The 25,382-nt window shown below is 37.8% G+C and carries 25 protein-coding genes; 19 read left to right on the top strand and 6 right to left on the bottom strand.

Features of this window, described 5'->3' with window-relative positions; genetic code table 11:
• The first annotated feature begins 64 nt into the window (after window positions 1-64).
• A complete protein-coding gene (locus K6I41_RS09895) occupies window positions 65-1,189 on the top strand; it encodes a ribonuclease D (protein WP_250374205.1) in 1,125 nt (374 codons plus the stop codon).
• 457 nt (window positions 1,190-1,646) lie between these two features.
• Here K6I41_RS09895 and K6I41_RS09890 read toward each other — a convergent pair whose 3' ends face one another.
• The gene (locus K6I41_RS09890; protein ID WP_250374204.1) at window positions 1,647-2,327 is read right to left on the bottom strand and encodes an FMN-dependent NADH-azoreductase; all 681 of its coding nucleotides are present in this window, start codon (window positions 2,325-2,327) and stop codon (window positions 1,647-1,649) included.
• A 118-nt stretch (window positions 2,328-2,445) separates the two neighbouring features.
• Between K6I41_RS09890 and K6I41_RS09885 the strand changes: the two genes are divergently transcribed.
• From K6I41_RS09885 to K6I41_RS09875, 3 genes are all read left to right on the top strand, one after another.
• Window positions 2,446-3,297, top strand: coding sequence for a LysR family transcriptional regulator (locus K6I41_RS09885; RefSeq protein WP_250374203.1), 852 nt, complete (start codon window positions 2,446-2,448; stop codon window positions 3,295-3,297).
• Window positions 3,298-3,394: 97 nt separating this feature from the next.
• Window positions 3,395-3,661, top strand: coding sequence for a hypothetical protein (locus K6I41_RS09880; RefSeq protein WP_005304955.1), 267 nt, complete (start codon window positions 3,395-3,397; stop codon window positions 3,659-3,661).
• A gap of 179 nt (window positions 3,662-3,840) precedes the next feature.
• A complete protein-coding gene (locus K6I41_RS09875) occupies window positions 3,841-4,176 on the top strand; it encodes a hypothetical protein (protein WP_081402159.1) in 336 nt (111 codons plus the stop codon).
• 68 nt (window positions 4,177-4,244) lie between these two features.
• On the opposite strand, the gene K6I41_RS09870 is transcribed toward K6I41_RS09875, so the two are convergent.
• Window positions 4,245-4,409 carry a hypothetical protein gene (locus K6I41_RS09870; protein WP_250374202.1) on the bottom strand — a complete coding sequence of 55 codons (165 nt, stop codon included), beginning with the start codon at window positions 4,407-4,409 and terminating at the stop codon, window positions 4,245-4,247.
• 516 nt (window positions 4,410-4,925) lie between these two features.
• On the opposite strand from K6I41_RS09870, the gene K6I41_RS09865 reads away from it, so the two are divergent.
• The 8 genes from K6I41_RS09865 to K6I41_RS09830 all read left to right on the top strand — a co-directional run bounded on the left by K6I41_RS09865 (window position 4,926) and on the right by K6I41_RS09830 (window position 12,296).
• A complete protein-coding gene (locus K6I41_RS09865) occupies window positions 4,926-5,186 on the top strand; it encodes a YcgL domain-containing protein (protein ID WP_009393366.1) in 261 nt (86 codons plus the stop codon).
• Complete coding sequence (locus tag K6I41_RS09860; RefSeq protein ID WP_250374201.1) at window positions 5,179-5,565, top strand: hypothetical protein; 387 nt, start codon at window positions 5,179-5,181, stop codon at window positions 5,563-5,565. Before K6I41_RS09865 ends, K6I41_RS09860 begins: the two co-directional genes overlap by 8 nt.
• A gap of 29 nt (window positions 5,566-5,594) precedes the next feature.
• Window positions 5,595-6,446, top strand: a complete 852-nt coding sequence (locus K6I41_RS09855) for an AAA family ATPase (protein ID WP_002113662.1) — start codon at window positions 5,595-5,597, stop codon at window positions 6,444-6,446.
• 15 nt (window positions 6,447-6,461) lie between these two features.
• Window positions 6,462-7,649 carry a vWA domain-containing protein gene (locus tag K6I41_RS09850; protein WP_250374200.1) on the top strand — a complete coding sequence of 396 codons (1,188 nt, stop codon included), beginning with the start codon at window positions 6,462-6,464 and terminating at the stop codon, window positions 7,647-7,649.
• Between the two features lie 37 nt (window positions 7,650-7,686).
• Complete coding sequence (gene trpB, locus K6I41_RS09845; RefSeq protein WP_250374199.1) at window positions 7,687-8,892, top strand: tryptophan synthase subunit beta; 1,206 nt, start codon at window positions 7,687-7,689, stop codon at window positions 8,890-8,892.
• 237 nt (window positions 8,893-9,129) lie between these two features.
• Complete coding sequence (gene prmB / locus K6I41_RS09840) at window positions 9,130-10,134, top strand: 50S ribosomal protein L3 N(5)-glutamine methyltransferase (RefSeq protein ID WP_250374198.1); 1,005 nt, start codon at window positions 9,130-9,132, stop codon at window positions 10,132-10,134.
• 12 nt (window positions 10,135-10,146) lie between these two features.
• On the top strand, window positions 10,147-11,238 hold the full coding sequence (aroC, locus tag K6I41_RS09835) for a chorismate synthase (protein WP_013198002.1): 1,092 nt from the start codon (window positions 10,147-10,149) through the stop codon (window positions 11,236-11,238).
• 332 nt (window positions 11,239-11,570) lie between these two features.
• Window positions 11,571-12,296: a hypothetical protein gene (locus tag K6I41_RS09830; RefSeq protein ID WP_013198001.1), complete on the top strand. Its 726-nt coding sequence runs from the start codon at window positions 11,571-11,573 to the stop codon at window positions 12,294-12,296.
• 242 nt (window positions 12,297-12,538) lie between these two features.
• Here the strand turns inward: K6I41_RS09830 and K6I41_RS09825 are convergent, their stop codons facing one another.
• On the bottom strand, window positions 12,539-13,768 hold the full coding sequence (locus K6I41_RS09825) for a GGDEF domain-containing protein (protein WP_151823218.1): 1,230 nt from the start codon (window positions 13,766-13,768) through the stop codon (window positions 12,539-12,541).
• A 320-nt stretch (window positions 13,769-14,088) separates the two neighbouring features.
• Here K6I41_RS09825 and K6I41_RS09820 point away from each other — a divergent pair, with 320 nt between their 5' ends.
• Entirely contained in the window at window positions 14,089-14,841 is a 753-nt protein-coding gene (locus tag K6I41_RS09820; protein ID WP_250374197.1) for an iron-containing redox enzyme family protein, read from the top strand.
• A gap of 50 nt (window positions 14,842-14,891) precedes the next feature.
• Here K6I41_RS09820 and K6I41_RS09815 read toward each other — a convergent pair whose 3' ends face one another.
• Complete coding sequence (locus tag K6I41_RS09815; protein ID WP_199944593.1) at window positions 14,892-16,031, bottom strand: transcriptional regulator; 1,140 nt, start codon at window positions 16,029-16,031, stop codon at window positions 14,892-14,894.
• A 156-nt stretch (window positions 16,032-16,187) separates the two neighbouring features.
• On the bottom strand, window positions 16,188-17,174 hold the full coding sequence (gene lipA, locus K6I41_RS09810; protein ID WP_250374196.1) for a lipoyl synthase: 987 nt from the start codon (window positions 17,172-17,174) through the stop codon (window positions 16,188-16,190).
• A 352-nt stretch (window positions 17,175-17,526) separates the two neighbouring features.
• On the opposite strand from lipA, the gene K6I41_RS09805 reads away from it, so the two are divergent.
• Genes K6I41_RS09805 through K6I41_RS09780 form a run of 6 tightly spaced genes read left to right on the top strand, consistent with a single transcriptional unit; the run spans window position 17,527 to window position 24,373 of the window.
• The gene (locus K6I41_RS09805; RefSeq protein WP_049836580.1) at window positions 17,527-18,489 is read left to right on the top strand and encodes a thiamine pyrophosphate-dependent dehydrogenase E1 component subunit alpha; all 963 of its coding nucleotides are present in this window, start codon (window positions 17,527-17,529) and stop codon (window positions 18,487-18,489) included.
• Between the two features lie 13 nt (window positions 18,490-18,502).
• Window positions 18,503-19,522, top strand: a complete 1,020-nt coding sequence (locus K6I41_RS09800) for an alpha-ketoacid dehydrogenase subunit beta (protein WP_049836581.1) — start codon at window positions 18,503-18,505, stop codon at window positions 19,520-19,522.
• Between the two features lies 1 nt (window position 19,523).
• The gene (locus K6I41_RS09795) at window positions 19,524-21,059 is read left to right on the top strand and encodes a dihydrolipoamide acetyltransferase family protein (RefSeq protein ID WP_250374195.1); all 1,536 of its coding nucleotides are present in this window, start codon (window positions 19,524-19,526) and stop codon (window positions 21,057-21,059) included.
• 10 nt (window positions 21,060-21,069) lie between these two features.
• Complete coding sequence (gene lpdA, locus K6I41_RS09790; RefSeq protein ID WP_250374194.1) at window positions 21,070-22,473, top strand: dihydrolipoyl dehydrogenase; 1,404 nt, start codon at window positions 21,070-21,072, stop codon at window positions 22,471-22,473.
• A gap of 26 nt (window positions 22,474-22,499) precedes the next feature.
• Window positions 22,500-23,285: an acetoin reductase gene (locus tag K6I41_RS09785; protein ID WP_250374193.1), complete on the top strand. Its 786-nt coding sequence runs from the start codon at window positions 22,500-22,502 to the stop codon at window positions 23,283-23,285.
• A gap of 29 nt (window positions 23,286-23,314) precedes the next feature.
• Entirely contained in the window at window positions 23,315-24,373 is a 1,059-nt protein-coding gene (locus tag K6I41_RS09780; RefSeq protein WP_250374192.1) for a 2,3-butanediol dehydrogenase, read from the top strand.
• Window positions 24,374-24,422: 49 nt separating this feature from the next.
• Here K6I41_RS09780 and K6I41_RS09775 read toward each other — a convergent pair whose 3' ends face one another.
• Window positions 24,423-25,334: a bestrophin family protein gene (locus K6I41_RS09775; protein ID WP_005305012.1), complete on the bottom strand. Its 912-nt coding sequence runs from the start codon at window positions 25,332-25,334 to the stop codon at window positions 24,423-24,425.
• Window positions 25,335-25,382 lie beyond the last annotated feature (48 nt).

Genomic DNA, 25,382 nt, shown 5'->3' with positions numbered 1-25,382 from the left:
ATTTCCTACTTCTATGTTATATATACCAGAGTTCTAAGCACTCTTTGCATTTACTTGAGAAAGCATGTTTCAGTTTATCCAACAGCAAACCGATTTGGTTGATGTTCTTCAAAAAATGGATCAATGTTCGATATATGGACTTGATACAGAATTTATTAAGGTTGACACACTCTGGCCTAAACTTGGAGTATGCCAAGTTAATGTAAATGGCGATGTCTATCTGTTGGATGGTGTTTCATTAGATCTAAGTCAGTTTTGGAAAAAAATATTTCTCGCTCAGCAGAACATTTTTCATGCATGTGGGGAAGACATCGATTTAATCTATCATTACGCTGATCAAGAAGATCTGCTTAATGTGTTTGATACTCAAGTGGGGCTTTCTTTCTTAGGCCATGGACTGCAAGTAAGTTACCAAGGCGCGTTGAAGCTTTGCCTCGACATTGATATTGAAAAAGATCAAACAAGATCTGATTGGTTAGCTCGACCTTTATCGCCTCAGCAACTTTGTTATGCGGCAAATGATGTTCTATATATAATGAAGTTAGCGCATCATATTCAAGAACAGCTTAAGCAGAAAGGGCTTTATGACTATGTTCTTGAAGATTGTAGTAGTTTAACTAAAGAAATTATTAGTGAAACGCCGACAGAGTTGCTTTATAGCGATGTTGGTAATTATCGTCATTCGCGCCGTCAATTGATGCAACTGCAAAATTTAAGTGAATGGCGTGAATACATTGTTAAAGCAACGAATCAGCCACGTAGTTTCATTCTTAGAAACTCGACCATGATTGATATGGTTGAAAAGAATCCACGTAATAGTTTTCAACTCTCGCAAGTTAAAGATATTCGCCCAAATGTAGTTCGTGAATATGGAAAAACTATTTTAGAATTACTTAAAGATTTACCGATTGAAAGTGAATGGCCAACAAGAATTGCTAAACCTTTTAAAGTAACATCTAAAGAAACTTTGCATAAAATGGATATGGTACTTGCCCATGCAATAAGTGAAACTTCTATTCCTAAAGAAGTATTGCTTAGAAAGAAATGGCTAAATGCAATTCATCAACATGTTCTTTCTCAAGGGGATGAACAAGATTTGCCTGATTATCTTTTGGGTTGGCGTTATGAGCTATTAACTCAACCGTTAATTCAGTTATTTCAAGAAGAAAAACAAAGTCTATCCATTTAAAATGATGTGATTGTTAAAATTTAAAAGCTCATCTTCGTGATGGGCTTTTTTAATGAAGAGTAATGAATAATTTAAATTGAGTAGTTTTTATTTATAAATAATAGATATTCAATATTAATATTTAATAAAGTAAATGTTTATGTTAGCTATATTAAATAATTAACTTTATTAAAAAGCTAGTAAAGTGATGGGTTGAAGTAATTTTAATTTGTAAAATTGATAATGAATTAAATTAACTGATTCAATGAGAAAAATTCAATTGATTAAACATACAGGTCTGTATATTATTGGTTGTAAGAAAAACAATTTCAATATAAATAATATATAACTATAAGTTTGTTTCGGTGCAGAAATAAAAAAGCCAACCCAAATGGGTTGGCTTTTTATTTTTAACCATATAACTCAGTTAAAATGTCAGTAGATTCTTAAATTTTAAAAATTAAGGATTCATATTTTACTAACTTTCTGTATATGAAATGGAAAGTTCAGCTACGAGGTTCTCTGCTTTTTGAAAAGCCTTTTCTAATGATTTTATATGTCTTTCATCTCCAAATTCTTGATATTCTGAAGCAATTTCATAAATTTTCTCTACGCCTAAATATTTGCTGAGCGTGCGAAGGTGAGGTACCAGATGATTCATGTGATGGCGGATGCCATCTTTCTCAAAACCAAACTCTCCACTAGAGGTGATAATGATTAAAATTTTTCCAGATAGAAGTGGTTGTAAAGGAAAGTCTCCTCGAGCAAGGTCAAAATCAAATGTTTTATTAATCCGAATAATTTGGTCAAACCATGCTTTAAGTTGAGCAGGCATACCATAATTGTACATAGGTGAAGAAATTAAAATAATATCTGAACTCGAAACTTCTGCTATTAACTGATCTGATATAGATAAAACATCACATTGAGCTTGGGTTCTTTTATTTTCAGGTGTAAATACAGCATCAATCCAGTCTTGAGTAATAAATGGTGGCGGATTCATTCCTACATCACGATAGATATACTCATCTATAGCCAGTTGCTTTTTCCATGAGCTGACCAATCGGCTGGCAATATTTTTAGAAATCGAATTATGGTTTGGATTGGGGTTAATCGCAGCTCTTACACTAGCATCTATATGTAATATTTTACTCATCATAAATTCCAAAAAAGTTAAGGTTTAATTTATTTTGAGTTTTAAAAGATAAGTAGACAAACGAGAAAATTACATTTATAGATGAGTTTAGATCACCTATAAATATAACTTTGGAGAAAGCATGCAAGTCTCTTTGCAAGCACTTAAGGCATTTGAATCAGCCGCTCGATTGGGAAGTTTTAAATTGGCTGCTGAAGAACTTTCGCTAACACCAACTGCGATTTCACATCATATTACTAATTTAGAAAGCAGATTAAATGTTGATTTATTTCATCGACAAGTAAGAAAAATAACGCTTACAGCCACCGGAGAGAGACTTGCTGGGGCAATTTCTGAAGGGTTTCGTAAAATTGAAGATGCATTAGATGAAATAACAGTAAATGGAAATGTAGTGAGAGTGGCTAGTACGTCTTCACTCGCTGCAATGCTGTTAATTCCTTCTATAAATGAATTCTATCAATTGCACCCAGATATCTCAGTTGAATTCTCTACAGGCGAAACTTTAGAAAGTCACTTATATACATTGCCTATTCGATATGGTGATGTATCTTCAGTACCTTCTAAAGATATCCTTAAATATGAGTCTTTTAATGTATTTGGTGCATCTAAAATTGCTCTGACCAAAGATGTGAGTGAGCCAATAACGTTATTCACCACTGAATGGAAAAATAAAGCATTACCAAGTCCACCATTAGACACATGGCTTGAGGTGAATGGATGGAAAAAGGAGAGGGTGATAATTAAGAAATTTGATCAGGAAATTTTTGGCATACATGAGGCTTTATCTGCCAATGGATTAGTTTTTTGTTCTGCTACACTTACCCATAGGTTCGTTAAGGCGAATCTTTTACAGGAGTTTAAAACCAAACCCATTCAATCAGAACTGTGTTACTACATTCCAAATAAGGAAGATTTTAAAAATAGAAATGCGAGAAAATTTATTGAATGGGTAGAAAGTTTATTCAACCAATAAACTTATATCTTTGATTGGTTTTAACTACACAACACTAAAACTCATATAGCCTTTTTATGCTATAAACTTAGATAAATTAATAATTAGAGAGATAAATATGCTTAACAACTTTAATGCTGAACAAGCTCGTCAAAATGCTAAAAACTTTAAAATAAATCAAGACGTCATATTGGAAAAAATTTTAACTGGTACTGAGTCTGAATCTAAGGAAGGGAAGCGAAAAGCAACTTTCTGGTTTCCTGTTGATGCTATAAGCCCTGATCATCTTACTCTGGTTGAAGAGGAGCTTAAAAACAGAGGGTTTAATGTCTCAACTGATATTGAGCACTCTGGTACTACTATCACAATTGAAATAAGTTTCTAATTATCGTTGTGTTTTAACCAAACCATCCTTAAAACAAGGGTGGTTTTTTGTTGCATGTTTTTTCGTAATGTATGGAGAGTAAATATAAATTTATTTACAATTAAATTTATATTAATCAGGATATTATTTGACAGCTTCCATCTTCTTCTGTAGCTTTACTTTTTGAGTGGAATATGGATATGAACTTCCAAACAATACTTTTATCTTTCAAAAATCAATCTACTGGTACAGATGCATTTAAAGATTTAAAAAATGCTTGTGAACAGTCTCTTAAAGAATCTCAAAATACAAAAGAAAAAGCAGCCGTCTATTTAATCTATGGTTTTGCGCGTAGCTACGTGATCTTATATGAAGATGAAGCCGTAACGTCTGAATTTGCCAACACCTCTAAGTCTATGCTTATAGACTACATGGAATGTTTAAATGAAGCTCTATTAAGCCAAAATGATAGCGCTATTTTGAATGCCTTAAATCAAGTAAGCGATGACTATATAAAGAGCTCTCGAGTTTTCTAAACACTATTAATTTATTTTTGATGAAAATACTTCTTTAGCCCAAGCTAAAGAAGTATTTAATGTTTGTTTTAGTAAGACTTTTTCTTACCGCCACCATCTTGTTTATTGACAGTAGACCATGCAATTCGTTCGGCTTCTTCTTGAGAATGACCTCTATCTACTTCACTCTCAACAATATGTTTAGCCTGACGTTTTTGCTTTGCTGTATAAGCTGTTTTATCACCGCGAGGCATAGGTTCATCCTCCACATCTATGATTAAGATACTTAATATTTAAACATGCTGAGAATTTAAACCAGTTAAGTAATGTCTCCCAATGTGTATTAAGTGCTTAGAAGTTTTACTTAAATGTGAATTTAAAAAGGTAATACCTCACTTTAATATCATAAATTTCATAGTATTAAAGTGTGAAAGTATTAAAAATAGATCACAAAAAGTGCTCAGGAACAAACATTTTTTCTTTTTTCCTAAAAATTGTTTTTATTTTATTAAAGTTGAAAATTAATTTTAGTATTTAAAATCAAATATTTATTAATTTGTTGTGAAAACCAGTTTTTATCTGGAACAAAGTTATTATCGACCTTAATCAATGTTGTAGGTTAATATTTCCCAAGAATTAAAAAAACGACTGATGCGTAAACAAACCTGCGTGTGTGAGTCGTTTTTTTTCATGTATGCTGTCCTTAGTTCAAGAGTTGATTTGAAATGCACTGTGATATTTATAGATCGAGCAAAAAAGATGAAATGTACATGTATATTGCTCGTCCAAACTATCCTGACGATGCGGAACAAGCTGATCCGTTTGAAAATGTTCCTGAAGCTGTTTTACAAGCGTTTGGTCGTGCAACGTTTGTCATGCATTTAGAATTAGCTCCAACACGTAAATTGGCGCGTGCTAATGTTTTACATGTTTTAGACTCATTACAAACAAAAGGTTTCTTTATTCAGATGCCGCCAGAAGGGTTAATTAACCCAAATGCGGTTGAACCAGAGGGCTTACGTGGTGCGTGAAGATCAAACTGGAATAATGAATCAATTATTCTCTTTTTTGGATGTTGTTCCTGAAGGTGTTATTGCTTTAACAGCTTACGGAATAGGCGCTATTATTGCTTTATGGTGTTGGTGGCGATTAATGCGTCGCCTTCCTACAACTTTTGGTGCAATTAGCTGGCTTATTGTATTTGCTGTTTTAGTTACCCCAACAGTGTCTGAAGGACCGAATGCATCAGTAGCACCGGCTATTTTTGGACTCCTATTTGGTGTTTTAACCAAAGATAGCCCTCTGATTTGGTCAAATTTATCTTTAATTCTGTTTGTAGTTGGTCTAGGTTTGGTTGTTGGCTATTGTTGGTCAAAATATTCAACAAACAAAAGCATGCGTTCCATCTAACCATTGAAATAGAAAAATAAGGTCTTTACATGTCTGCTGATACCCAACATTTTACCGGTACAGATCAATATATCGCGACTGATAGTCTTAAGCTCGCTGTAAAAGCAGCTCGTGCTTTACAAAAACCTTTACTAATTAAGGGTGAACCTGGCACGGGTAAAACTTTACTTGCTGAACAAGTAGCACAAAGTTTGGGTTTAAAACTGATCACTTGGCATATCAAATCGACAACCAAAGCGCAGCAAGGGTTGTATGAATATGATGCGGTTTCTCGTTTACGAGACAGCCAGTTGGGTGATGATCGAGTTTACGATATTAAGAACTATATTAAACCCGGTAAACTGTGGGAAGCTTTCACGAGTGAAGAGCGTTGTGTTTTGTTAATTGATGAAATTGACAAAGCCGATATCGAGTTTCCAAATGACTTGCTGCATGAACTCGATAAAATGTCTTTTTATGTTTATGAAACCAATGAAACAATTACGGCAACACAGCGCCCAATTGTAATTATTACTTCGAATAATGAAAAAGAATTGCCAGATGCTTTCTTGCGTCGTTGTTTTTTTCATTACATTGAGTTTCCAGATGAAGCTACAATGCGAGAAATCATTGCAGTTCATTTCCCAAATATCTCTGCAACACTAGTAAACGAAGCTTTACAGGTTTTCTTTAAACTACGTGAAATCCCTAATTTGAAGAAACCACCATCAACCTCTGAGTTAATTGATTGGTTAAGCTTACTCATGGCAGATGATATGCCAGAGGATGTATTACGCAATCGAGATACATCAAAAGCGATTCCACCTTTATATGGTGCGCTGATCAAAAACGAGCAGGATGTGCAACTCCTCGAACGTTTGGCTTTCATGTCTCGACGTTAAAGGAGGGAATAACCCATGTTTGTGCGGTTATTTTACACCTTACGTAAATACGGTGTTCCAGTTACAACTCGTGAACTCATTGACTTAAACCGTGCTGTGAGTGAAGGCTTAGTTTTTGCTGATCAAGAAGAGTTTTATCAACTTGCTAAAACAATTTTAGTTAAAGATGAGCGCTTTTTTGACAAGTTTGATCGTGCCATGAAAGATTATTTTGACGGCATTGAAACCTTTGATCTGGACGAGTTACTCAAGCAAGTTCATAAGTTGCCAAAAGACTGGTTTGATTTAGAGCTTCTAGAAAAGCATTTAACTCCTGAACAACGGGCAGAACTCCAAAAAGCAGGTTCCTTAGAAGAACTGATGAAAATGCTGGAAGAGCGGTTACGCGAACAGCATAAAAAACATCAGGGGGGTACCCGCATGGTGGGTACTGGTGGTACTTCACCTTTTGGGGCTTTTGGAGATCATCCAGAAGGTGTCAGAATTGGTGGACCAGGGCGTAAACGTTCGGCAGTTAAAGTCTGGGAACAACGTAAATATCAAAATCTGGATGATGACCAATTTCTTGGTACTCGCCAAATGCAAATTGCTTTGCGCCGTTTGCGGAAATTTGCGCGCCACGGTGCAGCTGAAGAGTTGGACGTTGACGGTACAATCCGTGAAACAGCTAAGCAAGGTATTTTAGATGTTCAAATGGTACCTGAGCGTCGAAACCGAATAAAAGTGCTGATGTTGTTCGATGTGGGCGGTTCGATGGATGCTCATATTGCACAATGCGAAAAACTGTTTAGCGCCGCTAAAAGTGAGTTTAAGACACTCGAATATTTCTATTTCCATAATTGTCTCTATGACTATGTCTGGAAAGATAACTACCGAAGAACTGCAACCCGCATGAACACATGGGATTTGTTTCACACCTATGGACGCGACTATCGTGTAATTGTAGTGGGTGATGCCAGTATGGCACCGTATGAGTTGAAATCGGTGGGTGGCTCGGTTGAATATATGAATGATGAAACAGGCGAGGTTTGGTTACGTCGCCTACGTCAACATTTTGATAAAACAGCGTGGTTAAACCCTGAAACAGAAGGGTATTGGCATTACACTCAAACCATTGGTTGGATTAAAGAGATTTTTGAAAATCATATGTATCCAATGACGCTAAAAGGCATTGAGGATTTGACGCGTTACCTTTCTCGATAAGCTTAATAACTTTAATAATTTAAAAAAGAGGGATGATATGCAACATCAAATTAACGGTATTGCTTTGCCGAATGAACAAGGATTTTTTGGTGAATATGGCGGACAATTCATTCCTCCACATCTAAAAGAAGCAATGGATGAAATTAATGTTGCCTATGAAGAAATTCGCAATACAGCTGAATTTCAAAATGAACTATCAGACCTCTTTACGAATTATGTAGGCCGTCCAAGTCCGTTATTTCATGCGAAGCGTTTGTCTGAACAGTTAAGTGGCGCACAAATTTACTTAAAACGTGAAGATTTGAACCACACGGGCGCCCACAAAATTAATCACTGCTTAGGTGAAGCTTTACTTGCTAAATATATGGGCAAAAAGAAAGTTATTGCTGAAACAGGTGCTGGTCAGCATGGGGTCGCTTTGGCAACCGCTTGTGCATTAGTAGGAATTCCCTGTGAAATTCACATGGGTCAAGTCGATATCGAAAAAGAACATCCAAATGTGGTCAAAATGAAAATTTTGGGTGCTCATTTGGTGGCAGTTACACGTGGTACAGCAACATTAAAAGATGCTGTAGATAGTGCATTTGAAGAATATTTAAAAGACCCAAAAAACTTTATATATGCCATTGGTTCCGTTGTGGGTCCACATCCATTTCCTAAAATGGTTCGAGATTTTCAATCTATTATTGGCAATGAAATTAAAGATCAAACGCATCAACGATTTGGAAAAAGTCCCAATTATGTTGTGGCATGTGTAGGTGGTGGTTCAAATGCAATAGGTGCATTTACTGCATTTTTAAATGACTCAGACGTAAAACTTGTTGGGGTTGAGCCAGCTGGACATGGTTTAGAAACCAATATGCACTCAGCAACGCTAACTTTAGGTAAGCCAAGTCAAATTCATGGTATGGCGTGTTATGTGCTTGAAAATGAGGCTGGTGAACCTTTACCCGTGCATTCTATTGCCTCAGGACTAGACTATCCGGGTGTTGGGCCACAACACAGTTTTTTAAAAGATTTAGGTCGTGTTGAATATAGCACTGCAACTGATCAAGAATGTTTAGATGCTTTTATGACACTTTCTCGTGTTGAAGGCATTGTTCCTGCACTTGAAAGCTCACACGCTGTCGCATGGGCAATTCGTGAAGCACCAAAACTGCCTAAAGAAACCATGATTGTGGTGAATCTATCAGGTCGTGGAGATAAAGATTCTGATTATGTTGCTGAAAAGCTTAAGCTTTAAGCCGACTAATCTCGAAAAGCGGTCAGTATTTAAAGGCCGCTTTTTTATTTTAAAAATTTAAATCAATCTCTAGTGAAAAGTTCATTATTTCTTAATTAAAACAAAGTATTCTGATTTTAACGTGTGATTGTTAGAGATCGGCATGTAAAACTCCTGTTCACAAGGCAAAGCGTTGCTTTGCTGTACCTCACTCAGTAGAATAGTCACTTTGCAAAATTTGCCTTTGGAGACGCCTAAGTGGAGCGACCGACGATTAGCCCTGAAAATTTACAGGAAGCGGCTGAAAATTTATCAACAATTCGAGATTTTATTCGTTTTGGGGTATCAGCATTACGTCAACATGATGCACATTTAGGACAAGGTACTGAAGATTATTTTGCAGAAAGCTCTGCATTAGTTTTACAAACCTTATCTCTTGAATGGTCAGCAGACGCAGAAATTCTAGATGCGAAGTTATTACCAAGCGAAAAAGCGGAATTTTTAAGTTTATTGGAACGTCGTATTAATGACCGTATTCCAACATCTTATTTATTAAATCTTGCTTATTTCTTTAATAAGCCATTCTATGTAGATGAGCGTGTACTCATTCCACGTTCACCAATTGCAGAATTAATTGAGCAACGTTTTGCACCATATTATTTAGATGAAAATGGTCAAATGCGTGAAGCTCTCAATAATTTGCCAGAAAATGCAAAACCTAAAACTCCACAACGTATCTTAGATATGTGTACAGGTTCTGGTTGTATTGCGGTTGCTTTAGCTTATGCATATCCAGACGCTGAAATAGACGCAACTGACATTTCTAAAGAAGCTTTAGAAGTTGCTTCAATTAATACAGAACACCACAATAAGCAATATCAAGTTGCATTACTTGAATCTGACTTGTTTGCCAAGATTCCAGCTGAAAATCAGTATGATTTGATTGTAAGTAATCCGCCATACGTTGATGCTGAAGATATGGCTGACTTACCAGAAGAGTTTTTACATGAACCTGAACTTGCATTGGCAGCAGGCCAAGATGGTTTAGATTTAGTTCGTAAAATGCTTGCACAAGCGGCAGATTACTTAACTGAAGATGGACTTATTGTCATTGAAGTAGGTAATTCTGAATGGTCGATGCGTCAAAACTTTAATACGATTGATTTCAACTGGCTCACTTTCCAAAAAGGTGGTTCAGGTATTTTTGCTTTGACTGCTGAACAATGTCGCCGTTATAGAAAACTATTTGAAGAGCAAATATAAGGAGTTGGGCATATGGCAGGGAATAGTATTGGACAACTCTTTCGTGTAACCACTTGTGGTGAGTCTCATGGCGTTGGCTTAATGGCAATTGTTGATGGTGTGCCACCAGGCCTTGAGCTAACTGAAGAAGACTTGCAAAAAGATCTTGACCGTCGTAAACCGGGAACTTCTAAATTTGCGACTCAACGTAAAGAGCCAGATCAGGTTAAAATCATTTCAGGTGTTTTTGAAGGTAAAACGACAGGAACGCCAATTGGTTTATTGATTGAGAATACTGATCAGAAATCAAAAGATTACGGCAATATTGCCCAAACTTTTAGACCTGGCCATGCCGACTATACATATACGCAAAAATACGGTTTCCGTGACTATCGTGGCGGTGGCCGTTCAAGTGCTCGTGAAACTGCTATGCGTGTTGCAGCGGGTGCAATTGCTAAAAAATATTTGGCAGAAAAATTTGGCGTCTTGATCCGTGGTCATGTTACTCAAATCGGCAATGAAGTTGCCGAAAAACTGGATTGGAATGAAGTTCCGAATAATCCATTTTTCTGTGGTGATGTAGATGCTGTTCCACGTTTTGAAGCTTTGGTGACTTCTTTACGTGAACAGGGAACAAGCTGTGGCGCGAAGCTAGAAATTTTAGCTGAAAAAGTTCCTGTAGGCTGGGGTGAACCTGTTTTTGACCGTTTAGATGCTGATATTGCTCATGCGATGATGAGTATTAATGCGGTTAAAGGGGTAGAAATTGGTGATGGTTTTGCAGTTGCGGGACAGTTTGGTCATGAAACACGTGATGAATTGACCAGTAATGGCTTTTTAGCGAATCATGCTGGTGGGATTTTGGGTGGTATCTCAAGTGGTCAATCCATTCGAGTTGCTATTGCACTAAAACCAACAGCAAGCATTACGACACCAGGTAAAACGATTAATTTAAATCGTGAAGATACCGATGTGTTGACTAAAGGTCGTCATGATCCATGCGTAGGTGTACGTGCAACACCGATTGCAGAAGCAATGCTAGCGATTGTTTTAATGGATCACTTCCTACGCCATCGCGCTCAAAATGCAGATGTTATTCCGCCATTTGCGCCAATTGAACCTTAATCATATTTTTTGATTATAGTACATAAAACCCCGTATTTAATTTAAATATGGGGTTTTAATTTTTTATTACACTGAAGTTTGATTAAATTTTAAATTATTGTCTTGTCTTATAATATTTATATAAATATAATATTCTGCGATTTATTTTTGAATATATTCATCTGTAAAATCAGCAATTAAATATTGTTAATTTTTACTACACCAGATTTTTATATTTATCAAATAAAGTTAATTTAATCAAATTGCTTTTATATAAGCTTACTACACATTTAAATTTTTATTACTTTAAACAAAGAATTTTCAAAGTCATCATTGAAATTGGGGAAATATCAATGAATCAATGCACATATAGAATTGGCTGTATGTCAAAGGATAGGCTATTGCCTAAAAATTTAGAGGCAATGATAAAAGTTATTCATGACTTATCTTTGTCATCTCATCTTTTAGGGAATTGGATATACAGCGAAGACAATCCAGACATACATATTATTGATTTAGATAGCGGTTACACCAATATACTTATTCCAAAAAAAATTAAGATCGTATTAAGTAATAATCCTGAACTTTTAAAAGGCTACCAATATGGTTTGAAGAGACCAATAAGGTATCAGGAGCTTCTAAATATTTTACAAGATATTGAGAAGAATGAATATTTTAAAATTAGTCATCAAGAACGTATAACAAATAATGAGAATATCGTTTCTAAAGATCATTTAGAGACAAAGATTCTTTATAAACTTGTTTGTTATCCAAACTTTAAAAACATTCATGCAGAGCAGATTGTTAATGTTACTAGAGTTTGTGCTTTATTATCTATTGAGTCAAAAACAGCTCAAGAAATTAAGAGGTTTTTGAATTTATCCCTTGATGAAATACAAAAAATTATAGAAATAATAAAAAAAGAAGCTTATCCAAATTATGAAACAATACATGAAAATATTGTTTCGATTTTACCATTTTCGGCTGAAAATATTTCTACTGTGCCGCAGAGAATAGAACAAAATTCTTTTTTTTATTTTTTAATTAAATTTTGGAAGAAACTGAAGAGAGGATTCTAATGAAGTGGAATTTTTCTACATTATATGGATTGGAGCCTGTAATTTTTATTATCTAAAATAGAGTGTTGATTAATTGAAAGTCGCTAAATTTATTAAGTTTATATAAGCTATTTTTAACAGATGGTTTAAATTTAAATAAAAGAGGTTTTCGTATGTACTGATTCTAAATTATTTTTTAGCTTTGCCACGGATGGAAAAGCTAATTATTTATATTGAGTCATTTCAAATGGAAGTCAGACTTTTTAAGTTAAGTCTACAATTTGTTCTTCGTTTACAGCAATCTTATATTGATTACGCCCATTCGTTTTTGCCTTATACAAAGCATGGTCAGCGCGAGCTACGAAAGCAGAAATTGAATCATTTAGACGTGGAATCGTGGTTGCCACACCAACACTAATAGTGACTTGTGGTGAAACATCACTACATGGGTGTTTAATTGCAATTTTATCAATAGCATTCATTAAACGTTCAACCTGAATCAAGGCTTGCTGAGAATTTGTCATCGGAAATAACAGTAAAAATTCTTCGCCACCATAACGAGCAACTAAATCACCACTGCGTGCAGCAATAGAGGAAATAGCAATAGCGATTTCTTTTAAGCATTCATCACCCTTTAGATGTCCTAAAGTGTCGTTGTAAGCTTTAAAATAGTCGATATCGACCATCATGATGGTAAGCGATGTTTCATGCCGTAAAGCACGGCGCCATTCGTTATCCAGTGTTTCGTCTAGATAGCGTCGATTGGCTAAACCGGTGAGTGCATCTTGCTGGGAAAGCAAAGATAATTGCTGTGCTTGCTGCATCAGTTCAATGCGATTCAGCTCGATCATGCAGTTTTGTAAGTAGTTTTCTCGATGTTGGCGGTCAGTTGCATAGGCAAGGGTCATGCCCAAGAAGCTACTGAAGGTGTAAGTTCGGTTCAAGAAAGTCCAGTCGATCACCCCATTTAAGTAGTTACTTACCAAAATTCCAACAAGTCCTCCAACCCATCCAGCAAATATGGCGGTATAAAAACGCATACCTACTGCACCATAGATAATTACAATCGCATACATCATCGCCGCATGAAAAAGAACGTTCTCTTGGCCATTTTCTATAACGTTAATTAAAATAAAAGTAATTGCTACCGCTAAAGCTGAGCCAATTCCTACATAATAATCAAAATACTGATTTAATTTTTTAATAAACGATAAAATCCAGGCAAGGAAAATAATTACACCCACCCAAGAATAATAACTAAACCAGGGTAAAACTTGTTCAGTTGGCAATACTTGATATATACCAAAGCTTAAAAATATATATAATATTAAAATAATAGGCGCTCTATAGCGGAACTCATAGGCAGCACCGTTTTGGTATTGAAAACGATAAATCGTTTCAAGCTGCTTTGGAAACCATACGAAATTTAATCCTCGTGTGGTTAATAAATCTATTTGTTCCTGTCCCAATATATTGGAACCCTGCAACTTCATAATTAATGCTCTCTATATTGGAAGTTGTCATAAAATGAGACTTATTTTTAGTAAAGTTCCATCTAAAAATATTGATTATATAATGTGTGATTTATTCAAAATAATAATACAGATTTTTAAAAAAAGTAATGATTTTTATCTGAGTTAAATGTGATAAAAATCACGACATTTCAATGATTAGCGTAACAATTATCTAAAGCGTCGCAATCCATCGAAAAAAGTTACAAATGGTCGATTAACGATTGTATCTTTATCATTTTCGGATAGACTTATAGCGTGAAATACAGATGATTGCTGTCATATAAATAGGAAAATTAGCAATGACTGCTCTAAATCAATATGGAATGCATTTAGAAATTACACCGCATAATGGATGGTCACAGCAGTTCTGGGATGACCTGCTACCAGCGAAAGAACGGGTAAGTAAACATCCGTTTTTTTCGGAAATGGCCAATGGGGGATTGAGCCTAAATAGTTTCCGTTATGCTTTACTTAATTTCTATCCATTAGTCGCGCATTTCCCGTCATATATGGCTGGGGCGTTAGGCAAAGCAACAGGGTTTTCTGAACCTGGCGTTACAGAAGCACGAGATTGGTTAATCCAAAATATTAAGGTCGAAGAGCGGCACTTAAAATGGTATCGCGATTGGGCTGGAGGTTTTGGTTTAACTGTAGAAAAGCTTGATAGTGTGCGGCCACCAGCTGCGATGAATGCAGTAAACCATTTCTTATGGAATATAAGTCATCGTGGTAATTTGGCAGAGTGCCTTGCTGCAACAAATCTGGCAATTGAATGGGCAACTGGAGACTGGTCTATTCAGGTCTATAAGGGTATTCATGCATACACTGATCATCCTGAAGTAACGATTGATAAACGTTCTTTGGCTTGGTTGCGTGCACATGCGCATTATGATGATCTTCATCCTTATGAAGCCATGGAGCTGATTAAGCGGTTATGTAATGATCGTCCTGACTGGCAGCAAAAAGCATTTCATGCTGCTGAAGAAGGGCTGCGTTATTATGAATTAGCCTTAGATGATTGTTATCGGGTGCAGCTTCAAGCTTCTGCTTGATCTTGCCTCAATAAAAGGGAGAATATCTATACGATATTCTCCCTTTTATTTTATTCGAGTAATTTTAAAAGTTTAGTTCGATAAGGTGTTTCTTCAGGTAATAATTCAAGTAAACGTTCAACAGCATCTACACGATCTGGCACACGACTGACCACTCGTAATAGTTGATCAACATCTTCAATCTGATAAATCACATGACTCAAGCGAGCATCAAAGCAATCTCTCCATGCACACAAAAATGGGCTTTCTGATTTAGCTAAAAAACTTCCTCTATAGAGCGTAAGAGTAGTCGATGTGAACCCTAGGTTTAATGCTTGCTCTGCCATTAAGAAATCACATTGAATTTCACAGTTAAGTTTATAAGGGCGAGACTCGATAACATCGGGGATTAGATTTCTAAGTTGAGAAAGCTCTGCTTTTAAAGTAGTGGTACTAACTGGTCGATCACCATATAAAGCATAGTGAAGTTCTTCAAGATTAATCCCTTCGGGACAAAGCGTCAGAATGCACAGAATCTCAACCTGACGTTGAGTCAATGTAAGACTGTGTTGGTTATATTGAACTTTAGGAGTACCAAAGGCCTTAATATATAAAATATTTTTCTGATGAAGCTGAATTGCTTGTTTCACAATATCAGCGCATCTTTCAACAGCTAAAAGCCCAAGAGAATTATGTTTTTGATATTTTGTCGACAAATTCATAATGCCATAAAACTGGCCTGTATTTGTATCGGTAATTGGTGCTGCATAGCAGACCCAATCTCTTACACTATTCATTTGGTTTTCGTGTGAGTAAACGCAGTTAGCTGAATGAGTATTTAATGCTAAACCAATTGCATTTTGACCTACTGCCTGAGTTGACCACTGACCACCTTCAACAAAATGAACTTGCTCTGCCGATGAGCGCATAGGTGTACTACTCCATGTCCAAAGTAGAGTGCCATGTGGGTCGGTCACACCAATTGCCATATCAGCATCTTCGGCAATATGCATTAAATTCCGATGGCACTCGTGAATCGAACGACCAAACAATGAATGTTCCCATTCTTCGGTTAGGTCAAATAACGGAGCCGCTTCGAGGTCAACTGGTGGTTTTTTTACTAATTGTTGAGAATGAGATGACTTTTCTGGCCGGAATAATGACGGCGTGGTATCTAAAAAGGGTGATGATAATTGTTTTGACATATCCATATCGAAATTCCTTTATCATTGAAATGGCGTATCCGTAGCCGCTCAACCGTTATAACTTTCTTATTGTGACTATTTCCTGATTATCTCCTTACCTTAAATAATTTTATAAGCCTTGACCATTATCCTATTGGATAAGTTTTGTTAATTATCTGATCTTTAAGATAAGACATCTTGTCGGCTGAAAGGCTTTGGTACTTCTTCTCCCAAATATTGTCGATCAGCAAAGTAGCTAGAGCGGACCATAGGAGCACTCCAAATATTTTTAAAACCTAATCGTTTACCGTGTCGCGTGTATCTTTCAAATTCTTGTAAATTTACAAACCGATGAATAGGTGCATGTGACTTTGATGGCTGTAAGTATTGTCCAATAGTAATAAGGTCTACCTGATAATCTTTTAAGTCGTTCAGTAGAGCAAGTACTTCTGCTTCAATTTCTCCTAATCCAACCATCAGGCCAGACTTGGTTTTGATATCGGGACAATATGCTTTAAAGCGTTTAAGTAACTCTAGTGAATGTTGATAGTCTGAGCCAGGGCGCATCGCTTTATATAAACGCGGAACTGTTTCAATATTATGATTAAACACATCTGGAGGAGATAAGCTCAAAGTCGAAAGCGCTGTCTCTAAACGACCGCGAAAATCTGGTACTAAAATCTCAATCAAAGTTTCTGGGCAGCTTTTTCGGATTTCTTCAATGCACTTTACAAAATGTGCAGCGCCACCATCGTGTAGATCATCACGGTCTACAGAGGTAATCACAACATACTTTAAGTTTAGATTTGCGACTGTTTCTGCAAGATGCTTAGGTTCATCTTCATCTAAAGGTTTTGGGCGACCATGAGCAACATCACAAAAAGGGCAACGTCTAGTACAGATATCTCCCATAATCATAAATGTTGCCGTACCTTCACCAAAACATTCAGGTAAATTGGGGCATGCTGCTTCTTCGCAAACACTATGTAACTTCTGTTGGCGCAGCAAATTTTTTATGCGTTTAATTTCTTCAAAATCGGTTATTTTGGCTCTAATCCAATCAGGTTTAGTCGGTAACTCTTCTGTAGGTAAAATTTTAATCGGAATGCGAGCGACTTTATCTGCTCCTCTTAATTTTATACCAGTTTCTACTTGTCTTTTAAAATCCATATTCATAATTCCATTTTATTTAAAACCCGCTTAAAATCCTATATTTTTAATTTAATTAGATCATATTGAAAAGCGCAATTAATTAAAAACACAGGGTGTGGCGAGTATTATAAAATAAGAAAGGTTGGTTAAAGGTTTGTTTTATAAATTAATGAAAATTATAAAAATTTTTTAAAATTATTTTTGATAATTAAGTTTTTGAAATTTAAAAAATAATTACATATATTTTAATTAAAAACTTTTTAGTCTAATAGATTGATTATTAATTTTGAGTTTAAGTATTTATAGCGAATTAGATTTTCGCTTGAAACTTGGTTGAATTTTTAAAATCAAGATAATAAAGGAAAAGGATATGCAATTAACGGAAGAGCAATTACTCGCAGCATATAAACGTATGCGTGATATTCGTGAATTTGAGGATCGACTTCACGAAGAAAATACCAATGGTGATATTCCAGGTTTTATTCACTTATATAGTGGCGAAGAGGCTGTAGCAGTCGGAATTTGTGAAAACCTAACCGACAAAGACTATATCACTTCAACCCATCGTGGACATGGGCACTGTATTGCAAAAGGTTGTGACATTCACGCCATGATGCTGGAAATTTTTGGTAAAGATGACGGACTGTGCCGTGGAAAAGGCGGTTCTATGCATATTGCCGATTTGGATAAAGGTATGCTCGGTGCCAACGGGATTGTGGGTGGTGGACCTCCTTTAGCAATTGGTGCGGCGTTGACAGCGAAAACTTTAAAGACTGGTGGCGTCGGACTATCTTTTACAGGTGACGGCGGTTCAAACCAAGGTCTTACTTTTGAAGCAATGAACATGGCGGTTGTTCTTAAACTTCCAGTCATTTTTGTTTTCGAAAATAACGGTTTTGGTGAAGGAACTGGTCATGATTACGCAGTAGGAAGCAAAGACATTGCTGGTCGTGCAGCAGGTTTTGGTTTACCAGCGGTTAAAGTTGACGGTACAGACTTCTTTGCAGTTTATGAAGCAGCCCAAACTGCTATTGAACGTGCACGCCGTGGTGAAGGTCCAAGCGTGATTGAAACCATTACAAACCGTTTTTATGGCCACTTCGAAGGTGACCCTGGCTTGATTCGCTCTAAAGAAGAAGTCGAGTTCATCAAAGAAAATAAAGATCCTTTGAAAATTTTCCGAGAGAAAGTTAAAGGCAAAATTGATGAAACTAAGCTAGATGAGATTGATGCAGCATCTAAGGCGAATGTTGATGACGCCGTTGCTAAAGCTCGTGCTGCGGCATATCCACAACCAGAACAACTCCTTACCGACGTCTATGTCTCTTACTAAAGGAATAGTAAAGATGCCAAATAAAAGTTTTCGTAATGCAATTAAAGAAGCCATTGAATCAGAAATGCGCCGCGACCCAACGGTTTTTGTAGTTGGTGAAGATGTTCGCGGTGGGCATGGTGGTAAAAATACCGAAGATAACGCGCTTGAAGGTTTCGGTGGTGTATTAGGCGTAACCAAAGGCTTATGGACTGAATTTGGTTCAGAGCGTGTTATTGATACGCCAATTACCGAATCAGCAATTATCGGTATGGCTGCCGGTGCTGCTGCAACAGGTTTACGTCCTGTTGCTGATTTAATGTTTATGGATTTCTATGGCGTGTGTCATGACATGCTCTATAACCAAGCCGCTAAATTCCGTTATATGTTCGGTGGAAAAGCAAAAGCGCCCATGGTTGTACGTGGCATGATTGGCGCAGGTTTCTCTGCGGCAGCTCAGCACTCGCAGTCACCATATAACGTATTCGCTGCGGTTCCGGGCTTAAAAGTTGTGGTTCCGTCTAGCCCATACGACGTGAAAGGGCTATTAATTCAGGCTATTCGAGATGACGACCCTGTGGTGTTCTGTGAGCATAAAATGCTTTATGACATTAAAGGCGAAGTTCCAGATGATGCCTATACCATTCCTTTTGGTGTAGCAAATTACACCCGTGAAGGCACAGATGTGACCATTATTGCTTTAGGCCTGATGGTACATCGCGCTAATGAAGTAGCAGACAAACTAGCAAAAGATGGTATTTCGGTTGAAGTGGTAGACCCCCGTACAATTTCACCTCTTGATGAAGAAGGAATTTTAGAGTCTGTTGCGTCGACTGGGCGTGTGGTTATTGTGGATGAATCAGCAGCACGCTGTGGTTTTGGTCATGATGTTGCTGCACTGGTCGCACAAAAAGGTTTCCACTATTTGAAGGCACCTGTTGAACTCGTAACGCCACCACATACGCCTGTTCCATTCTCTCCAGTTTTAGAAAAAGAATGGATTCCAAGTGTAGAGCGTATTGAGCAAGCTGTGCGAAAAACATTGGAGGCTTAGGATGAGCGAAATTAAAACGCTGGAGATCCCGAAATGGGGATTATCCATGGAAGAAGGCACGATTGCCCAATGGTTGATTAAAGAAGGCGATAGCTTTAATAAAGGCGATGAAATTTGTGAAATTGAAACCACAAAAATCGTCAATGTATTAGAAGCGCCTTTTGCAGGAATGCTCCGTAAAATTTTGGCGAAAGACGGTGATACTTTACCCGTCGGTGGTCTTATTGCAGTATGTGCTGATAGTGAAGTTTCTGATGCAGAAATTGAAAAGTTTATCGCATCACTAGGTGGTTCAGCAGCTCAAGCCCCCGAAGCACCTTCGGAGCAAAGTAAAGCGGAAACATCTGCACCTGTTGTTGAAAAAGCAGAACAACCACAGACTGCAGCAGCTAGCGCTCCAGCTCCTGTAAAGGTAGCTAAGGATGACTATGCTGTACCCGAGTCATTACAAGGCTATCAAACATCTGATGAATTGTTTACAACACCGCATGCCTTAAAGCTTGCAGAAAAGCACAATGTGAACTTAGCAAAAGTCACAGGTTCTGGTCGTGAAGGACGTATTAGTGTTCAAGACATCCAGAAAGCTGTACAAGCTGCTGGTGGTCAATGGCCTGATGTTAAGCAGCAAACTCAGGCTAAAGTGGTTAAATCTACTGCTGATGATAGCCGAGTTTCAGCGACACCTGTAGCACGTCGTTTAGCAAAGCAGTGGGGCATTAACCTAAATGATTGCCGTGTTTCAGGTACTCGTGGCCGTGTCTGTAAAGAAGATGTTGAGGCAGTTTACTATCGTAATAACCCAACGCCAGTAAATGAACAACCTGTGCAATGTGCAGCTCAACCACAATCGACAATTACGACTGTGGCGATGAATGGGATGCGTAAAGCGATTGCTTCACGGTTACAGGCTGCAAAACGTAACGCACCGCATTTCCGCTTAGTGGTTGATCTCAACGTAGAGGCTTTGCAAAAACTACGTAAGCAGATTAATGAGACTGTTCCACAAGTGAAACTTTCTATTAATGACATGCTAATTAAGGCAGCTGCCGCCGCGCTGATTAAAGTACCTGAGGTGAATGTTCAATTTGATGAGGCGACTCAATCAATTTTACAGTTCTCTCAAGCGGATATTTCGGTGGCCGTAGCGATTCCAAACGGTTTAATTACACCCATTGTAAAAGCAGCGAATCAGAAGTCTTTAGCACAGATTTCCGACGACATGCGTGATTTGGCAACGCGTGCTAAGACTGGCAAGTTACAACCTGACGAGTTTCAGGGCGGTAGTTTTAGCATTTCAAATTTAGGAATGTTAGGCATTAAACAGTTCGATGCCATTATTAACCCACCGCAAGGCGCAATTATGGCATTAGGCGCTTCTGAATCTCGCGCTGTTGTTGAAAATGGCAATGTAGTGGTTCGTGAGATTGTTACAGCGACGTTGTCATGCGATCACCGAGTCATTGACGGCGCAGTTGGGGCGAAATTCTTGGCCAGCTTTAAGCAGTTTGTTGAAAACCCTGCTTTAATTTTGGTGTAGGAGAACCCGCATGTCAGAAACTCAATTTGATTTAATTGTGATTGGCGCGGGACCGGGTGGGTATGTGGCTGCAATTCGTGCAGCCCAGCTCGGGTTAAAAACCGCAATTGTAGAAGAGCAACATTTAGGTGGAATTTGCCTAAATTGGGGCTGTATTCCAACCAAAGCTTTGCTTGCAGGGGCAGAGCTTGCAACTCAGTTTAAACATGCCGGACAGTTTGGTTTTCAGGTATCTCAACTCGATTTTGATATTCAAAAGCTTGTGCAACATAGCCGACAAGTATCAGCTCAGTTAGTACAAGGCATCGATTATTTACTTAAAAAGAATCAGGTAACAGTGTTTAATGGCCGTGCTCAACTTATAGCGAAAGAAAAAATTGAAGTGACCGATGCTCAAGGTAATAGTCAGGCTTTGAGTGCACCACACATCATTTTGGCAACTGGAGCTAAAGCTCGACATATTCCTCAGCTTCCTGTCGATGGAACGTACGTCTGGAGCTATAAAGAAGCGCTTGTACCAGAGCAGTTACCAAAAAGCTTACTGGTTGTGGGCTCAGGTGCAATTGGCAGTGAGTTTGCTAGTCTTTATCAAGACTTGGGTTGTCAGGTCACGCTTATTGATTTAGCCAAGCAGATTTTACCAACCGAAGACGCAGAAGTTGCTCAATTTGTCAGAAAACAGTTTGAACAAAAAGGAATGAAAGTCTTAACCGATGCTGTCGTTCAAAGTATTCAAATTGAAAATGGTCAAGTTCACTGTGTGGTTGAAACTGCACATGATGTTCAAACGATCGTTTTTGACCGTGTACTTTCGGCGATTGGTGTACAGGCGAATACCACGGGGCTAGGACTGGAACGTTTAGGTGTAGAACTGAATCCACAAGGTTTTGTGGCAATTGATGACTATTGTAAAACCAATGTAGCAGGGCTTTATGCCATTGGGGATGTTGCTGGAGCACCGTGTCTTGCCCATAAAGCAAGCCATGAAGCCATGATATGTGTCGAGAAAATTGCTGGTGTGGCAAACGTACATTCGCTCGACCGTAGTCAGATTCCGGGTTGTATTTTTACTCATCCACAAGTAGCGAGTATTGGTTTAACGGAAAATGCAGCAAAAGCTAAGAATTTACCTATACGAATCGGCAAGTTTTCTTTAACTGCAAACGGCAAAGCTTTAGCAATTGGAGATGCATTAGGTTTCGTTAAAACAGTGATACATGCAGAGACGGGTGAATTACTTGGTGCACATATGGTCGGCCATGAAGTGACCGAGCATATTCAAGGCTTTGCGATTGCCAAATATCTAGAAGCAACTGATGAAAGTTTAGCTCAAGTGATTTTCGCACATCCAACCTTATCAGAAGCCATGCATGAGTCCATTTTGGCCTCAATGCAACGAGCGATTCATATGTAGAAATTCTACATTTACAGGAGTTGAACATGGTTAAGGGATTAAAAAATAAAGTCGTTTTAGTGACTGGGGCAGCTCAAGGCATTGGCCGTGGGATTGCCCTGCGCTTGGCGCAAGAAGGGGCACATATTGCATTAGTTGATATGAAACAAGATCGACTGAACGATGTGCAGCAGGAAATTCAGGCTTTAGATGTAAATGCGAGCATATTTATTGCCGATGTCAGTGACCGCGAGCAAGTATCTGACGCTATAAATCATGCTGAACAGACACTTGGTGGATTTGATGTCATGATTAATAACGCTGGAATTGCACAAGTTCAGGCAATTGCTGATATCACACCGGATGAGTTTCAAAAAATAGTCGATATCAATATTGGTGGAGTGCTGTGGGGCATTCAGGCTGCTGCTGCAAAATTTAAACAACGCCAACATAAAGGTAAAATCATTAATGCTTGCTCAATTGCAGGCCATGATGGGTTTGCTTTACTCGGTATTTACTCGGCAACCAAATTTGCGGTACGAGCACTTACCCAAGCTGCGGCAAAAGAATATGCCAGTCATGGTATTACGGTAAATGGATATTGTCCCGGAATTGTCGGAACAGACATGTGGGTTGAAATCGATAAACGTTTTGCTGAAATTACCAGTGCAGCAATCGGTGAAACTTATAAAAAGTATGTGGAAGGCATTGCTTTAGGTAGAGCCCAAACACCAGATGATGTAGCTGCATTAGTTGCTTTTCTGGCAAGTGAAGATTCGGACTATATTACGGGTCAATCCATTTTAACAGACGGCGGCATTGTCTATCGCTAAAACAACATCCTGATTTGAGGGAGATAATAATGAAAGCAGCGCGTTTTTATGACAGAGGCGATATTCGCATTGAAGATATCCCTGAACCAGAAGTCACTCCCGGCACTATAGGCATTAAGGTAGCTTGGTGTGGAATTTGTGGTACAGATTTACATGAGTTTATGGAAGGGCCAATTTTTATTCCACCATGTGGACATCCACATCCTATTTCAGGTGAATCTGCACCGATTACGATGGGACATGAGTTTTCAGGTGTGGTTTATGCCGTAGGTGAAGGTGTTGATGATATTGAAATTGGTCAACATGTCGTCGTAGAGCCCTACATTGTGGCCGATGATGTGCCGACTGGACCGGGCGATAATTATCATCTTTCCAAAAATATGAACTTTATTGGTTTAGGTGGTCGTGGTGGTGGTTTATCGGAAAAAATTGCGGTTAAACGCCGTTGGGTGCATCCAATTTCTAATAAAATTCCACTGGATCAGGCAGCCTTAATTGAACCGTTATCGGTGGGTCATCATGCTTTCGTACGTAGTGGTGCAAAGGCTGGTGATATTGCACTGGTTGGTGGTGCAGGTCCAATTGGTTTGTTGCTTTCGGCAATTTTAAAAGCGAAAGGGCTTAAGGTCATCATTACCGAGCTAAGTGCAAAACGTAAAGAAAAAGCCAAAGAGTCGGGTGTTGCAGATTATATTTTAGACCCGTCAGAAGTTGATGTTGTTTCTGAGGTCATGAAAATTACTAATGGTAATGGCGTTGATGTCGCGTTTGAATGTAGTAGCGTTAACAAGGTGTTAGATACCTTGGTTGCAGCAGTAAAACCGACAGGCGTTATTGTTATTGTTTCGATTTGGAGTCACCCAGCATCAATTAATGTGCACAGTGTGGTAATGAAAGAGCTTGATGTACGAGGTACAATTGCCTATGTAAATGACCATCAAGAAACCATTAAACTGGTTGAAGAAGGTAAAATAAATCTGGAACCTTTTATTACGCAGCGTATTCAACTTGATGATTTGATTTCACAAGGTTTTGAAACCTTAATTCATAACAATGAGTCAGCCGTTAAGATTATCGTACATCCATAAATAGACACTTAAACCTATAAAAAAAGAGCGAATCATCGCTCTTTTTTTATTAAAGTAAGTTGTTGTTTTGAGCTTCAATAATAGGGGGTAATGGTTGTCCTAAAGAGCTTAAAGACTCCCGTTCAATTAAACGTACAATTGAATCGAGCGGTAAATCATTTTCTTGCAAACCAAAAGGTTCTTCAATTTGAGCACTTAAGGCATCTAAACCTAAAAACATATAAGCGATTAAGCCCACAATAAGCGGTGTCCAAATACCTAAAGCAGCTTCAAGGCTAAACGGTAAGATGAAACAAAAACAATAAACAGCACGATGTAAAAGTACTGAATATGAGTAGGGTAAAGGTGTTCCAGCAATCCGGTCACAACCTGCTTGGATATTGCCTAGCTCAATAATATGTCGATTTAAGGTACTATAGATAATGTCACTGATTTCGCCATCTTTTAGTATTTTAACTAAATCTTTTTGAATATTTTCGAGTACAAATTGTGGTGCATTAATATGCTCATTTAAATAGTTAAGTGAAGAGTTATTTAAATAAGCATGTTCAAGAAATTTTGTGGGTTCGACTGTTTGTTGACGTAAACGATCACGCAATAAATTACTAAAAATTAAGACCTGATGGATTAAATGTTCACGTTGTTCATTAGATAAAACATGGCTATCTCTAACGATATGTCTGGCATTGGCAATTAAAGCACCCCAAAGTTTGCGGCCTTCCCACCATCGGTCATAACACGCGTTATTTCTAAAACCTGTACAAATCGAAAGAATCACACCAAATATTGTAAATCCGATCGCGGGTACGGTAGGGATTTGAATCCAATGATAATAAGAGAGCCAGACCACACAGGCTGAAATAAGGACAACAAAACTCAGTGCTGGCAAGACCTTCGGTAAAATTGTTCCTTTCCAAGCAAATAAAAGTTTAAATACATTGCTTTTATCACGAACAATCATATAAAGCCTTTGAACTAATGAACCTAACCAAGTGTAATATGATACGCC

Source organism: Acinetobacter sp. AS23 (assembly GCF_023612055.1).
GTDB lineage: Bacteria > Pseudomonadota > Gammaproteobacteria > Pseudomonadales > Moraxellaceae > Acinetobacter > Acinetobacter oleivorans.
Note: the sequence above shows the minus strand (reverse complement) of the source record. Positions and strands in the feature narration are given on the sequence as shown.

Excerpts from the sequence above, each read along its gene's own strand:
- K6I41_RS09865 (WP_009393366.1), top strand. The coding sequence starts at position 4,926 with ATGTATATTGCTCGTCCAAACTATCCTGACGATGCGGAACAAGCTGAT.
- K6I41_RS09880 (WP_005304955.1), top strand. The coding sequence starts at position 3,395 with ATGCTTAACAACTTTAATGCTGAACAAGCTCGTCAAAATGCTAAAAAC.
- K6I41_RS09795 (WP_250374195.1), top strand. The coding sequence starts at position 19,524 with ATGAGCGAAATTAAAACGCTGGAGATCCCGAAATGGGGATTATCCATG.
- K6I41_RS09800 (WP_049836581.1), top strand. The coding sequence starts at position 18,503 with ATGCCAAATAAAAGTTTTCGTAATGCAATTAAAGAAGCCATTGAATCA.
- K6I41_RS09890 (WP_250374204.1), bottom strand. The coding sequence starts at position 2,327 with ATGATGAGTAAAATATTACATATAGATGCTAGTGTAAGAGCTGCGATT.
- K6I41_RS09885 (WP_250374203.1), top strand. The coding sequence starts at position 2,446 with ATGCAAGTCTCTTTGCAAGCACTTAAGGCATTTGAATCAGCCGCTCGA.
- K6I41_RS09805 (WP_049836580.1), top strand. The coding sequence starts at position 17,527 with ATGCAATTAACGGAAGAGCAATTACTCGCAGCATATAAACGTATGCGT.
- K6I41_RS09820 (WP_250374197.1), top strand. The coding sequence starts at position 14,089 with ATGACTGCTCTAAATCAATATGGAATGCATTTAGAAATTACACCGCAT.
- K6I41_RS09855 (WP_002113662.1), top strand. The coding sequence starts at position 5,595 with ATGTCTGCTGATACCCAACATTTTACCGGTACAGATCAATATATCGCG.
- lipA (WP_250374196.1), bottom strand. The coding sequence starts at position 17,174 with ATGGATTTTAAAAGACAAGTAGAAACTGGTATAAAATTAAGAGGAGCA.
- K6I41_RS09825 (WP_151823218.1), bottom strand. The coding sequence starts at position 13,768 with ATGAAGTTGCAGGGTTCCAATATATTGGGACAGGAACAAATAGATTTA.
- K6I41_RS09870 (WP_250374202.1), bottom strand. The coding sequence starts at position 4,409 with ATGCCTCGCGGTGATAAAACAGCTTATACAGCAAAGCAAAAACGTCAG.
- K6I41_RS09830 (WP_013198001.1), top strand. The coding sequence starts at position 11,571 with ATGAATCAATGCACATATAGAATTGGCTGTATGTCAAAGGATAGGCTA.
- K6I41_RS09850 (WP_250374200.1), top strand. The coding sequence starts at position 6,462 with ATGTTTGTGCGGTTATTTTACACCTTACGTAAATACGGTGTTCCAGTT.
- K6I41_RS09775 (WP_005305012.1), bottom strand. The coding sequence starts at position 25,334 with ATGATTGTTCGTGATAAAAGCAATGTATTTAAACTTTTATTTGCTTGG.
- K6I41_RS09895 (WP_250374205.1), top strand. The coding sequence starts at position 65 with ATGTTTCAGTTTATCCAACAGCAAACCGATTTGGTTGATGTTCTTCAA.
- trpB (WP_250374199.1), top strand. The coding sequence starts at position 7,687 with ATGCAACATCAAATTAACGGTATTGCTTTGCCGAATGAACAAGGATTT.
- K6I41_RS09875 (WP_081402159.1), top strand. The coding sequence starts at position 3,841 with ATGAACTTCCAAACAATACTTTTATCTTTCAAAAATCAATCTACTGGT.
- K6I41_RS09780 (WP_250374192.1), top strand. The coding sequence starts at position 23,315 with ATGAAAGCAGCGCGTTTTTATGACAGAGGCGATATTCGCATTGAAGAT.
- aroC (WP_013198002.1), top strand. The coding sequence starts at position 10,147 with ATGGCAGGGAATAGTATTGGACAACTCTTTCGTGTAACCACTTGTGGT.
- K6I41_RS09815 (WP_199944593.1), bottom strand. The coding sequence starts at position 16,031 with ATGGATATGTCAAAACAATTATCATCACCCTTTTTAGATACCACGCCG.
- lpdA (WP_250374194.1), top strand. The coding sequence starts at position 21,070 with ATGTCAGAAACTCAATTTGATTTAATTGTGATTGGCGCGGGACCGGGT.
- K6I41_RS09785 (WP_250374193.1), top strand. The coding sequence starts at position 22,500 with ATGGTTAAGGGATTAAAAAATAAAGTCGTTTTAGTGACTGGGGCAGCT.